Annotated in this window: 7 protein-coding genes and 5 pseudogenes; 7 read left to right on the top strand and 5 right to left on the bottom strand. The window is 59.2% G+C overall.

The annotated features are described in order from the left end of the window. Positions 1 to 295 precede the first annotated feature (295 nt). Positions 296 to 424 (top strand): annotated as a pseudogene (locus EN874_RS34580) (LysR family transcriptional regulator); the annotation flags it as partial. A gap of 104 nt (positions 425 to 528) precedes the next feature. Here EN874_RS34580 and EN874_RS28835 read toward each other — a convergent pair. Next, positions 529 to 675: pseudogene (locus EN874_RS28835) on the bottom strand (multicopper oxidase domain-containing protein); the annotation flags it as partial. Positions 676 to 1,668: 993 nt separating this feature from the next. On the opposite strand from EN874_RS28835, the gene EN874_RS33865 reads away from it, so the two are divergent. Next, complete coding sequence (locus EN874_RS33865; RefSeq protein WP_024504272.1) at positions 1,669 to 1,938, top strand: hypothetical protein; 270 nt, start codon at positions 1,669 to 1,671, stop codon at positions 1,936 to 1,938. A 594-nt stretch (positions 1,939 to 2,532) separates the two neighbouring features. Here EN874_RS33865 and EN874_RS28825 read toward each other — a convergent pair. After that, positions 2,533 to 3,486 carry a TauD/TfdA family dioxygenase gene (locus EN874_RS28825; RefSeq protein ID WP_024504271.1) on the bottom strand — a complete coding sequence of 318 codons (954 nt, stop codon included), beginning with the start codon at positions 3,484 to 3,486 and terminating at the stop codon, positions 2,533 to 2,535. Here EN874_RS28825 and EN874_RS34575 point away from each other — a divergent pair. From EN874_RS34575 to EN874_RS28810, 3 genes and pseudogenes are all read left to right on the top strand, one after another. After that, a pseudogene (locus tag EN874_RS34575) lies at positions 3,401 to 3,586 on the top strand (pyridoxal-phosphate dependent enzyme); the annotation flags it as partial. The gene EN874_RS28825 and the pseudogene EN874_RS34575 sit on opposite strands and share 86 nt — an antisense overlap. Positions 3,587 to 3,861: 275 nt before the next feature. Continuing rightward, a pseudogene (locus tag EN874_RS28815) lies at positions 3,862 to 4,025 on the top strand (thioredoxin domain-containing protein); the annotation flags it as partial. 41 nt (positions 4,026 to 4,066) lie between these two features. Then, on the top strand, positions 4,067 to 5,521 hold the full coding sequence (locus EN874_RS28810; protein ID WP_024504270.1) for a glutamate synthase subunit beta: 1,455 nt from the start codon (positions 4,067 to 4,069) through the stop codon (positions 5,519 to 5,521). Positions 5,522 to 5,985: 464 nt separating this feature from the next. On the opposite strand, the gene EN874_RS34570 is transcribed toward EN874_RS28810, so the two are convergent. Continuing rightward, the gene (locus EN874_RS34570) at positions 5,986 to 6,351 is read right to left on the bottom strand and encodes an extracellular solute-binding protein (protein ID WP_245454714.1); all 366 of its coding nucleotides are present in this window, start codon (positions 6,349 to 6,351) and stop codon (positions 5,986 to 5,988) included. Positions 6,352 to 7,405: 1,054 nt separating this feature from the next. On the opposite strand from EN874_RS34570, the pseudogene EN874_RS28800 reads away from it, so the two are divergent. Together EN874_RS28800 and EN874_RS28795 are read left to right on the top strand one after the other, a co-directional pair. Continuing rightward, a pseudogene (locus EN874_RS28800) lies at positions 7,406 to 7,626 on the top strand (insulinase family protein); the annotation flags it as partial. Positions 7,627 to 7,683: 57 nt separating this feature from the next. Continuing rightward, positions 7,684 to 8,742 (top strand): class I SAM-dependent methyltransferase, encoded by a 1,059-nt coding sequence (locus EN874_RS28795; RefSeq protein WP_024504268.1) that lies wholly within the window; start codon positions 7,684 to 7,686, stop codon positions 8,740 to 8,742. A gap of 606 nt (positions 8,743 to 9,348) precedes the next feature. On the opposite strand, the gene EN874_RS28790 is transcribed toward EN874_RS28795, so the two are convergent. Beyond that, positions 9,349 to 10,404 (bottom strand): hypothetical protein, encoded by a 1,056-nt coding sequence (locus EN874_RS28790; RefSeq protein ID WP_126057630.1) that lies wholly within the window; start codon positions 10,402 to 10,404, stop codon positions 9,349 to 9,351. Then, positions 10,401 to 12,467, bottom strand: coding sequence for a hypothetical protein (locus tag EN874_RS28785; protein ID WP_126057629.1), 2,067 nt, complete (start codon positions 12,465 to 12,467; stop codon positions 10,401 to 10,403). The genes EN874_RS28790 and EN874_RS28785 overlap by 4 nt, the downstream gene beginning before the upstream one ends. Position 12,468: the final 1 nt, after the last annotated feature.

Below are 12,468 nucleotides of genomic sequence, written 5' to 3'. Positions count from 1 at the left end.
CCATCACGCTTGGGCAACTGACAAAGCCCAATGCTCATAAAGCCGGATCAGGTCCGGCCGGTGTGTGGCGTAGGTGCAGTATGACGATGTGAGCCGCTACACCGTGCGCGTCTCCCAGTCTGTCCATAGACTCGGAAGAAGTCGGACCCGGTCAGTTGCAACTCCCTTTCCCAGCACTCCACTGCCCGGTAGAGCGCATGAAAAATCTCCTTTCGGGCGGTTTCTGTTCTGCCCATGCAGGATTCCAGAACATTGATGAAATCGTTTGTTTCGATGAAAGGCATCCACACTTTGGATGGTTGACACGCGTTTCAAAGATCGTGAACTACATCTCGTCGTTGTGCTCGACGCACTCCCGACAGAGCGCAACCTCATGGGCGCGGCATGCAGGATTAACCGAGCCCAGCCGGTCATGAGTGCGGCCGGCCGGGTCGGGCGATAGGCAGTCATGCCCTGCCCTTCCTGCGGGTCAAGCACTCCGAAAAAACATTTCCCCCATAAATGCTAGATCTTCCGTTGCCTTTTCGCGGGCTTCTGCGTGAGGTGAGGCACGCCATCCATGGCATGTGGCACACGCACGCGATGCCAGTGCACGGTCGTTTTCTCGGCAAGGCCGTTCTCTACCTCGACCCGCACGCGCTCGCCCTGACGGACCCGGATTTCCGGGCCTGGAACGGGCCTTCGGCGCGCAATCGAGCCCGGTTCACCCGGCCCAATGGCGTCCACTTTGGGGGCGCATGCACTGCAGACCCGCTGGACCTGATCCGGGAGAGGATGGGCGCGGCGATTGGAATAGCTATGAAAGCGCATCGGACCGTGGAACTGCGCGCGCAGACTTTCGGAGGAAGGCTCGCTTTTAAACGTTATCGTGCAACTCTGACCGTTCTTCGCCTTGGCGGGTGCCGCGGAAGAATCCCGGGTTCTGCGAGCGCTGCGAGAACACCTGCGGTCGATCCTGTACCACAATCTCGCGAAGCTCGATGCTCTCTACAAACGATGTCTTGGATTCTCACGCCCTTATTTCAGCACTTCGCTCGCTTGCCCGACTCGGCCGCGGTCAGCCTTCACCGCCAATTTTATTGGCGCAGCGACGTTCCTATCGGTTCAGGCGAAGCTTCTTGAACCTGCCGCTCTCTCGTTGCCCTGGCACGATTAATCGTCCTCTCAGTCTGTCATTGGCGGAGTCGCTCCTGAGGCGCGCGCCGGCGAGTTCGAGGAGCGCGTGGCTATCTCCTCGGTCCAGCCGGATTCCGCTGCGCGCTCAGCCAATTCCTGGAAGGCCGATTCCAAGGCGAGCTGGCATTGAAGGCCGCGGTCCGGATGGTCGACTAGCTTGGTTCCACGATCGCAATGCTTGATCGCTTCATTGCAGGCCATGGGCTCTCGCCCTCTCCTTTTGCCACACGAGGCGCCAGCTCACGTGTTGTGCGCCCCGGCAACCGCTTTCACCAGCCGCTCCAGCGATCCCGCGCGCTCCAGCTCCGCAAAGAATGATGCGGCGTGACGCTACCCAGCCGGTGCTTCTCGGCCATTTGCACACATAGGGATAGTCGACCATGAAATCGGACCGAGGCGAGGCGTTGGACGTTTCAGTCTTGGTCTGAATGCGCCGCCCACGAGCCGATCGGCCTTCTCGATGATTTGGCGCACCCTCGTTGTCGACAAGCCATGTTCCTGAGCCAGGTCGGCGAAACTCTTGCCCTTCAGAAAGCCGTCGACCAGGGCTATGTTCCTATCGACGGTCGGCTAAATCCCAGCAGGCGCGCGCAGTTTTCCGGCATCATTCCGTTTGTTCATCCGCTTGTCCGCGCCCCCTGCAAATCCTACCGGGCCAAATCGGTGCTTGGAAGACCCACTCATGTCATGGCCTCGGGAAAGTACAAGGCCGACGGTTATGTGAATACGAAAGATGCTGGCGATCACCATGATCGTTGGTGACCGCTGACCTCCCCAATGTCGGCTTCGACGGCACACCGGGAGCTCTCGGCAATGTTGAATAATTCCGTTTGAAGATGGTTGACTTCGTCGTCGAGGCTCGATCCATCAGGATCGGTATCGACGATTCTATATTTGAGAAACCCAAATTCGTTTGACTCGCGCAATTCGCTGTACGGCGTATCATCGCAAGCGCGGGATTCCGACATCCTGCGAAGTGCCCGCGTTGCTGGAATCGATTTTGCGGAAGTAAAAAGGCCCCGGCGCTGGGTCGGCGCGCAGGGCCTTCAGGCATGTACGAGCTACCAGCATGTCCAGTTATGATCGTGCGCTATCATAATGAACAAACGGTGAATGATCGCTATCCGAGGTGCAGGGCGGGCGAGATGGTGGGGCGGTGGGGGACCTGTACCGCTGCAGCGGGGCCACGAGCAGCGACTCGAGCCATGCGCCACGCTGCAGGACCTCGATTTCGGGCCAAGCCTCGAGCCCGCAACTCGCCTTGCTTCTCGGAAATCATAAGGCTTTGTGGGGCGGTTAAGCAGCGCGATATGGCCGCGGCGATACGAAGTTTTCATCTTTACCCTGTTCAGACGGTCAGGCTGCCTTCGCCGCCGGCTTGGCTGCCTTGACATGGGTTATACTGCGGCGACCGTCGACGCCGATCGGAACGTCACCGTCAACCGTAGCGCGACGCACAACCCGGTGCTGGTCGCCATAGTCGTTGACCGCATAATGCTGGTTAGCACGGTTGTCCCAGATAGCGACGTCGCCTACTTGCCAGCGCCACCGCACGGTATTTTCCGGGGCAGTGACGTAGGACTGGAACACCTCGTAGAGTTTGGCGGAATCGCTCTTGGAAAGGCCGACGAGGCGCTGCACGAAATTGCCGAGCAGCAGCGACTTCTCCCCGGTTTCCGGATGGACGCGCACGACCGGATGCTCGGTCTCGTAGATCGTCGATGTGAAAACTTCCTCGAAGTGCTTCTTCTCTTCGGCTGTGGCGCGCGGGCGCACGGCTGCGTAGTCGTAGGCATTGCTATGAATAGCCCACAGATTGTCCGCCAATATTTTGAGCGGCGCCGGCAGATTCTCGTACGCGGCGTGCGTGTTGGACCAGATCGTGTCGCCCCCCGCCGCCGGAATGACGACGCCACGTAGGACCGAGAATTTCGGATAGGCATCGACGAAAGTCACATCGGTATGCCACTGGTCTGCCCTGCCACCGCCACGGCCGGAATCGAGATTGAGGATTGAGGCCGTGCCGGCTGCCGGCCCCTGCGTGGGATGAGGTACAAGGTTACCCAGACGCCGCGCGAACAATTCCTGCTCCGCATCGTCGAGATGCTCCTGGCCGCGGAAGAAGATCACCTTGTGTTTTAGAAGAAGCTGGTTGATGGCTGCTATCGCTGCGTCCGAAAGGTCTCCACCAAGGCGAACTCCTCTGATTTCAGCTCCAACACGGCTGGTCAGCGGTACAACGTCGGAGTCAGGAATTCTCTTCGTCAAGCTCGAAAGCCAAAATCCCGGCGGATCGATCAAGGATCGCATTGCGTTGTCGATGATCGTTAATGCCGAACAGCGTGGCCAGCTCGCGCCGGGCGGTACAATCATCGAAGCGACCGCTGGCAACACAGGGCTCGGCCTGGCCTGGCGGCACGAAGCGCGTGATCGCGTGTCCAAAAGCTGACAGCGTCAGACAAATGTCAGGTTCATTACAACCAACATCTGGGCACTGACGAGGTTTTTCGAAGCAATGGGCGCTAACTGCGCGCTGAGCGCGTTGGCATGGCTTTTGAGACTGAGTGACTGTGACTGCACTTAATGGGGCAAGACGAGCGATGCGCTCCTCCCTGAACCCGTGTGCCGTCTCTGAGAGGAAACCAGCTCGTGCAGAAACCTTTGGAAATAGCTTTGGACCGCAACGTGGTATTGCAGATGGAGTCCCCGGCTCCTTCGATTAGAGTCGAGAACTGGCTGCATGGCGAGCCCCTCACGAGCTTTGAGCCCGGCAAGTGTACATAGTCGAATTTTGGGCAACTTGGTGCGGCCCATGTGTGGACGGGATGCCCCATCTGATCCAGCTGCAGGGCGTCGCCAGGCGCGCCATCTGGACAGCAGGAGCTGGACTATGGGCAAGGTAACAGGCTTTCTCGAAATCGACCGGCAGGTGCACAAGTACCAGCCGGCCTCCGACCGCATCCGGCATTTCCGTGAATTCACGCTGCCGATGTCGGACAAGGAGGTCGAGAAACAGGCCGCGCGCTGCATGGATTGCGGCATTCCGTTCTGCCACGGGCCAACGGGCTGTCCCATCCACAACCAGATCCCGGACTGGAACGACCTCGTCTACAATGGCGACTGGGACAATGCGATCCGCAACCTGCATTCGACCAACAATTTCCCGGAATTCACCGGCCGCATCTGCCCCGCACCTTGCGAGGAAGCCTGCACGCTGAACCTCGAGGACATTCCCGTCGCCATCAAGACGGTCGAGCAGGCGATCGCCGACAAGGCTTACGAGACCGGCCATATCAGGCCCTATCCGCCGGAGAAGAAGACCGGCAAGCGCGTCGCCGTCATCGGCTCCGGCCCGGCCGGCATGTCGGCTGCCCAGCAGCTCGGCCGCGCCGGCCACGACGTCCATGTCTATGAGCGCGAGAGCCGGCCCGGCGGGCTGATGCGTTACGGCATTCCCGACTTCAAGATCGAGAAGCACTATATCGACCGGCGCATCGAGCAGATGCAGGGCGAGGGCGTCACCTTCCATTGCGGCGTCAATGTCGGCGTCGACAAGCCGGTTGCCGAGCTGCTCGCCGAACATGACGCGGTGCTTTATTGCGGCGGTTCCGAAACGCCGCGCGCGGCCGGCATTCCCGGCGACGATCTCGGCGGCGTGCATGACGCGATGCCCTATCTGGTGCAGCAGAACAGGCGTGTCGGCGGCGAACCGATCCAGTCGGTGGCGTGGCCGTCGCATCCGATCCTCGCCGGCGGCCAGCATGTGGTCGTCGTCGGCGGCGGCGATACCGCGTCCGACTGCGTCGGCACCGCCTTCCGCCAGGGCGCGGTCCGCGTCACCCAGCTCGACATCCGTCCGCAGCCGCCGGAAAAGGAAGACAAGCTTTCGGTCTGGCCCTACTGGGCGACCAAGATGCGCACCTCGTCCTCGCAGGCCGAAGGCGCCGAGCGCGAGTTTCAGGTGGCGACGCTCGAGTTCATCGGCGAAGACGGCCAGCTGACCGGGGTCAAATGCTGCGAGGTCGACGAAAAGCGCAAGCCGATCGCCGGCAGCGAATTCGTCATTCGTGCCGATCTCGCGTTCATCGCCATCGGCTTTGCCGGGCCAGCCGCTCGCGGGCCGGTGTCGGAACTGGCCGGCCAGATGAAGATCGCCATTGACAGCCGCCGCTCGAAGAATGTCGAGGCCAATGACCGGGACTACAGGACCAGCGTCGAAAAGCTCTATGCGGCGGGCGACGTGCGGCGCGGCCAGTCGCTGGTCGTCTGGGCGATCCGCGAGGGCCGCCAGGCGGCGCGCGCCATCGATGAGGCGCTGATGGGATCGAGCGTGCTGCCGCGCTGAGTCCGTCTCGAGACCCTACTTGTGCGGCCACCTGAAGGCGCTTTCCGCCCTTCCGCTGCCCCGGGCAGCTTACGGACTGATCGCCGTGGTCGTTTCGGTTGTGGCCCCGGCCGCAGGCTGCCGCCTTGGCGGCCAAGAAAAATCGTCGGCGCGGCCGGGCGAAGCAGCGCTGGGTTTAAGTGCTTGGGGTGACACGGCGTGATCTCCGCCGTTGGCGGGAACAGGGCAGTGCAATAGTACTGCCCTGTTCCTTTTGATCAGAGGCCAGTGCGGATTTCTTCGGCAAGCGCCCTCAACGTCGTCTCGACGTCATCGCCGTTTGCCATCTTCTGCATCGCCACGGCCCATGCGTTCATGGCTTCGCCGAAGCCGACACGCGGTGTGAAAGCCAGCGCGGCTTGATCCTGTATCTTTTTGAAGCTGTCAACGAAGTTGTTGAACTCGGGCTGCGAAGCGTACTTAGTCTAGGTATCGTCCTGCCAGGTCGACGTGCGCGGCGGATTGACGAGCTGGCCAGCAAGGGCACCCTTGAGCGCCACCTGCTTGGAGGTGGCCCACGGGATGAACAGCCAGGCCGTGCCCTTCTTTTCGGAAGCCGCGTTCATGGCGAGAGCCCAGATCCAGATGTCAGAATCCAAGCTCGTGGCGCTCGGTGCGTGCAGCGGCGGAGCGAAGGCGATCTTGCCGGATGCCGGCTTCCCCGCAACATCGTTCCAGAAGCCGAACATTTTTGAGTCGATCGTCATCGCGGTGCGGCCGGACGAGATGCCGTCCACGACCTGGTTCCAGTTATCATTGGCGAAGGAAGGAGCCGCGCACTTCTTGATCATGTCCGAATGTAGTCGTATCCAGCATCGGTAAGCTTCGGATCACTCAGGTATTTGTCCAGCAGGCGCCACTCGGAGCGAGGTCCTACGCGGGCTGAATGCCAGTGCCGAACACATCCCATGCTGGCGACTTCGTCGTCAGTTGGATCGTCATCTTGTTCCAGTAAGAATCGTCTGGGTAGAGTTCCGGCGTGACCTTGATGCCGGGTCAGCTTCTCGAACTCCGGAAAGTTGCGCAGCGAGAGCATCCGCATAGGGGTGGATGTCGTAGGCCCAAGTTATGCTGGTCCCTTCGAATTGACGCCAGTTCACGGTGTCGGCAGCGGCCGAATTAGTGAGCGATGCCGAAACGGCAAGAAACGCCAAGTCAAAAGCAAGCTGTTTGCGTAGCGACGCGCACCTGTAACGAGTACGGGGAATGAGCGACCCATGTAATCCTCCCTGGGGCATTTTGCCAATTTTTGGGTCCACTCCTCCATCCCGAGTTTGCTCATAGCCACAATAAGCGGTTTCCAACGACCTCGCTCTGAATGCACCAGGCCAACTGGGTAAAAACGGGTAACCGGCACTTAAAGGCGATGTAGTATCGCCACCAGAAATACTGCTCCGTGGTGCTGGCCTTTGCCTGGGGGCGCAACACGGCAACTACCCGCTCAAAACGGTTGGTCCTCTACCTCTTATTCACCGTCGCTTTCCTCGCGGCCTAACCCGGCCGGAATATCCGTTGCCAGAAAAAGGCCTCGCGGCCGGTTCGAGGCGCATCCCTCCTCCGAAGCAGCACGCTCAAGTATCGTCACAAGCCCCGAGCGCTTCGCGTTCGGCGATGTCCAAATTCCGACAATGTCGGATACAGTCAGATCTACTGGATTGCGTTTGAATGGTTTTCTCATTTGGCACAGTACATGCGGGTCATCCGCAAAACACGTGACCGACCAACAAGAGTTCGCATGATCACCTTACCACAACATACAGCCGCCGCGGAACAATCACTTGGCCCCTGATCGCCCGCCCCGGCACCACAACCGGAGTCATCGATGTTCTGACAGGCTGCCCAAGGATACCTGCTGCAACAGGGCTTGCCCTGGTGACGACCACTCCGGCTCCGCCGGTTACCGACGAGGGCAAAGTGACGGATTTCCTGCTTTTCAACGGCATGGAGGTGGCTGTCATTCCCGACCACCGCGCCGCTCGTCACCGATATGGTCTGGTGCAGGATCGGCAGCGCGGATGAGCCGCCGGGGATATCTGCATGTCTTCGAGCATCTGATGCTCAAGGCGCCTCATGACGAGCACGGCTCCGTCGCCTGGAGAGATTGAACCCAAAGGGAGATTCAGATGTCTGAAGCGAATCAGGAAAAGTTGGACGCATTCTTGGGGAAAATGGTCGGCGATCTCGGTGCGATCGCAACGGGCGCGGGAGTCCTGCTGGGGGACAGACTCGGCCTGTTTAAGGCATTGCGCGAAGGCGGCAAGATGACGGCCGCCGAACTTTCGACACGCACCGGCACCCAGGAACGCCTCGTAAGGGAATGGCTTTCCGGGCAGGCGGCGGCGGGTTACGTCGACTACGATGAAGCGAGCGACAAATTCTATCTCAACGCCGAGCAAGAGCTGGTGTTCGCTGATGAAGACAGCCCGGCCTTCATGGCAGGCGCATTCGAGTTCCTGTCCGCGCTGTGGCTCGATGAAGAAAAGGTGAGGCAGGCATTCCAGTCCGGCAAGGGCGTCGGGTGGCACGATCATAGCGCGTGTCTGTTTCGCGGTACGGAACGGTTCTTCCGTCCAGGCTACAATGCCAATCTGATCGACTCCTGGCTGCCGGCCTTGGAGGGCGTCGTCGAGAAGCTCGAACGCGGCGTGGACGTCGCGGATGTTGGATGCGGTCATGGTGCATCGACCGTGCTCATGGCACAGGCCTTCCCCAATTCGCGCTTCGTCGGCTTCGACTATCATGCCCCCTCGATTGAGCGCGCCCGCAAGGCGGCCGAGGTAGCCGGCGTCGGCGTTAACACGCGGTTCGACGTGGCGGCCGCCAAGAGCTATCCCGGAACGTATGACCTCGTCACATTCTTCGATTGCCTTCACGACATGGGCGACCCGACGGGCGCCGCCACCCATGTCCACGGATCGCTCAAGCCGGACGGCACGTGGATGATCGTCGAGCCGTTCGCGCATGATCATCTGGCGGCGAACCTCAATCCCGTCGGCCGCGTTTACTATGCCGCTTCCACTTTCGTGTGCACGCCCGCATCCGTGTCGCAGGAAGTCGGGCTCGCGCTTGGAGCCCAGGCCGGTGAGGCGAGGCTGCGCAAGGTTGTGACCGGCGGCGGCTTCAAGCGATTGCGTCGCGCCGCGGAGACACCGTTCAACATGGTGCTGGAGGCCCGCCCTTAGCGTGGCCGTCGCCAGAAATTGCAGCTCATCGCATTTGATTGAAGATCACCGCCAAAAATCCGGACGCATCGGGGACATTTTCAAGGCGCCTGGGTTCACGCAGAGGTCGCTGCCGAGTTGTGTGCCAAGAGTCCCATACGTTGCGGCTCAGAAAGGACCCGACGCACGGCTACGAACATGCCCATAGTGATGGCCGCTATAATCACATATGCCCACCATGGCGCGTTCACAAAGCTGGTAAGCCACGTCGCACCGAACGCGCTTACGACAAAAACGAGAGCCTCGATAAAATGACTGAGCCTGTACACATTCAGTCGTCTCATCCTCATACCACCCATCCAAAGACTGAGCTTGTTGCGCTACTGCGACAGAGCCTAACATATTGGAGAGCGCTCACTATTTCTATGCTAAACAGTCTCGCCTGAGTATATGTTTTGAGTCGCTAATTATGGAATTCTGCCAGTCTGCATTTCCCCTGATCTGATGTAGAGCAGCTTCTAAGTGGGAATTAGTCCCCCATCGACCGGATCGGGCGACACGAACATGCGCTGAAGGCTTGGCGGAACGGCTACTGGGACCATGATGCTACTCGAATGCAAGATCGTGTCAGAACGTCCCGGGAAGGCTGCAGGCAGGGGATGTCAGGTCAATCAGCCTATAGATATGATACCGCCCATTCGCTGAGACTTCACGATGGGCATAGGAGGTGGGAATTCGTGCCTTGAGATGGACGCGGCTGTCGGAGCAGGCGAGCACGGCAGCAGCGATGGCCTGAACCTTCGGGCCGCTGACAAAAACGTTCACCACCGCACGCGAGCCGAACCCGTCGAGATACGTCTCGAAAGCATCGAGGTGGGCCATCAGCCCGAAAGCCTGGATGTCGCGAACTTCGCCATCTTCGAGCCGGTGGGTTTCACGTACCTTGGCCACCTGTTGATCGAGCAAAGCATCGATATGCGCATTCTTCTCGCTTCTTGGGACGAGGAGCGAGATCCGTTCCGGACTGACGATATCGATCAATCCGTAGAATACGTCGGCATCTCCTCCGATCCCCACGAGCAGGACTTTCTCTTCGCCCATTCCTCCGCTGCCTTGAAGATGAGGGACGGTGACGTATCGGTCCAAGCCGCTGGAAAAATCCTCTTTGCCGATCGCGTTCCCGTAGATACCTTCGGCGTACCCGAATTCGAGAGACTGAATCGACATTTTCTTGAATGCCACCGCAATCAGCCATTGGATGTAGATTCGCGGCATCGTCGAGCACTCGACGAAAACCTTCCGCAGGCTTCCTTCGTATGAGCCACATGAAGCGGCCATCTGAGTGAGCAGGTGATCGAGGAGATTGATGTTCTTCTGATACTCGATGGAAGGCTCGAGGGTGATCGCAGTCACTTCGACGCCCCATCGGGTACCCATAGCGATGAGCTTTCGCCGGTTTTCTTCGACGGCTGGGACGTTCGCTTCCTTCAGAGCAAAGTCCAGAACCACGATTTTGCCGACCTTCAGGTCAAGATGGTTTTCGAACGCGGCGAAACGCGTTTCCCATCCAAGCGCGACGATCGCGATATCTGCCTCCATCGTTTCGCAGGTACCTGCATCTCTCGCCTTCTCAGTGACGGCCAGATGGCCGAAGACTCGATACTCGACAGTTGAAGCGGTCATTCGAGATCGCTCTCGAAAAGCGAGTGCTGGAATTCGGTCTTGAGTGCGGGCCGCGCGACGAGCTCCTTAAACACCGAGTCGGCCCAGTCTTCTGGGAGCCGATGCCTGGTAAAAAGCAGGTCGACCATCTGCGCCGCAGGGATTGTGTTGATTTCGTACGGGCCGCGATAGGAGAACCCGAAGTAAGGTGCAAATCGCCGATGCAATCTGATCAGCATCTCCTTCGATGCGGGGTCGGCGCGGTCCACCTCAAAGTTGCCGGCGGCGGAGACCTCCCGGATAAACCCATCCCTTTCCGCCCGACGCAGGACCTCGTCCAGTTTTCCGCTGGGTTGCTCCAGTCGGTTCACCAGCGAGCGCATTTCCTTTAGATCAACCCTGAAAATGCCTCTCTCTGTCGTTCCTAGAGCATTTTCTTCGGCAAACTCTGTCTGGAGGCGAGCGGTCAGGTAACCCAACGCCCGCACCATGCGCACGCTCTCTTCTTCGTACGGATGTGAAAGCGCCTGAAGTCCATCAAGCTTCCGTTGAGAGGCGGCGTTCACAGCCTGTCTCTGCTGTTCGAGATGAATCTGTAAATCCGAGTTGATGAATTCCACCAGTTTTCGTGGATCACTGGAACTCGGAACACTGCGGCGGAAGATCTCTCCCATTATATCAAGGAAATCGCGTATACAGACGTCGCTCAATGATGTGATGATCTGGTGCCCTACGTACGGGTAGTCATGCAGACGCAGCATCTGGCACGCTTTCAGAAAAGCCCATCCCTGTTTCCGGGCGATCGACCTCTTCAGATTTGAAGCATCCGCCTTGCTCATGGGCCGGCGCTTGATTTCCGGGTTCATGAGCGCGAGCGCCAGCCCTTCGGCATAAGGGCGCGCTTTTCGATCAAGAAGGAATTGCTGCTGATCCGCCGTCCTCAAATTCACGGAGAGGAATTCACGTGCTGCATCAGCGAGTGCCACAAGCTCTTCTCTGCCCTCGGAATGACCCGATATGATAACCCGCTCGATGATGTCATTGACGGAAAGCCGCCCCAGCCGGTTTTTGAGCGAAAACGCGCTGAGCGCATCGTTGCGCTTGAGATCACTCCGCAGATGGTCAGGAAGCGCATAGTAGAGCCGAAGCGACGACACGTTCTCGCACAGCGTGGCGAACTCCCTCGGATCGACTGAATCAAGATTCTCGACGTCCCGGTCAGCATTCGAGAGCGACTGGCCGGGTATGATCGTCCGGATCGTGTCGTAAAGGCCGCCGATGTAGGCGAGGACCCATTTCACATTGCCGCGCGTCTTCCTCACCAAGGTGTTCAGGAACTGCTGTTGGAGCGGTGTCAGTGCCTCACAGTCGTCAATCAGGATCTTGAAGAAGGGCGCCCTGTCACCGGCGAAAGATGGGCCATTTAAAAGTGGGGTGATCGCGGTCGCGACCTTGTTAATGATCGCGCCAGGGTCTGTCGCTCTGAAGCCGGTCGCTCCCTCATCGGCGGCAAAGAAGAACGCGTTGAAGCATTCGTCGACGTACCGGGTTATCCCACCCCGCAGCTCATCTATGCTGAAGAAGTCGAGACGGGCAGGTTGGGGTATGAAGTGCAGCACTTCGCGATGCAGTGCCAAGGCGACGTCCCTATCTTCAGAGGCCCGGTATTTCAAGTGGCTGTCGCGTCTGAGCTGGCTGATGCTCTCGAGCAGGCGTTCGACTATCTTCAGCTCCAGATAGTGAGAGAAGATTACGAATTGCCGCGGGATCACGGCGGCCGTGTCGAAGCGTATCCGCTCCGGAATGAGGTTCAGAACCGCGTTGTCGATTAGGGGCGAAAATGTCTCATTGAGCTGGAAGAAGACGCCATACCAGCCGAGCTTGCCGACTTGGTCCGCGAGACTTTTGTCTTCGAGGATATGAACTGTGGAAAGCGAGCGAAGAATACTGGTCTTGCCGCTGCCTCTCGTCCCTGCGACGAAGACCGGCTTGGCGGCGGCAGAAATCAAGGCCGACTTCTGACTGAACCACAGTATCGGGCGACTTTCGTACTCGATCCTGTTGGGGCCGAACGGATTCTCCATC

The sequence above is a fragment of the Mesorhizobium sp. M1D.F.Ca.ET.231.01.1.1 genome (assembly GCF_003999155.2).
GTDB lineage: Bacteria > Pseudomonadota > Alphaproteobacteria > Rhizobiales > Rhizobiaceae > Mesorhizobium.
The sequence above is the reverse complement of the archived record's forward strand: the minus strand, read 5'-3'. Positions and strand labels throughout refer to the sequence as shown.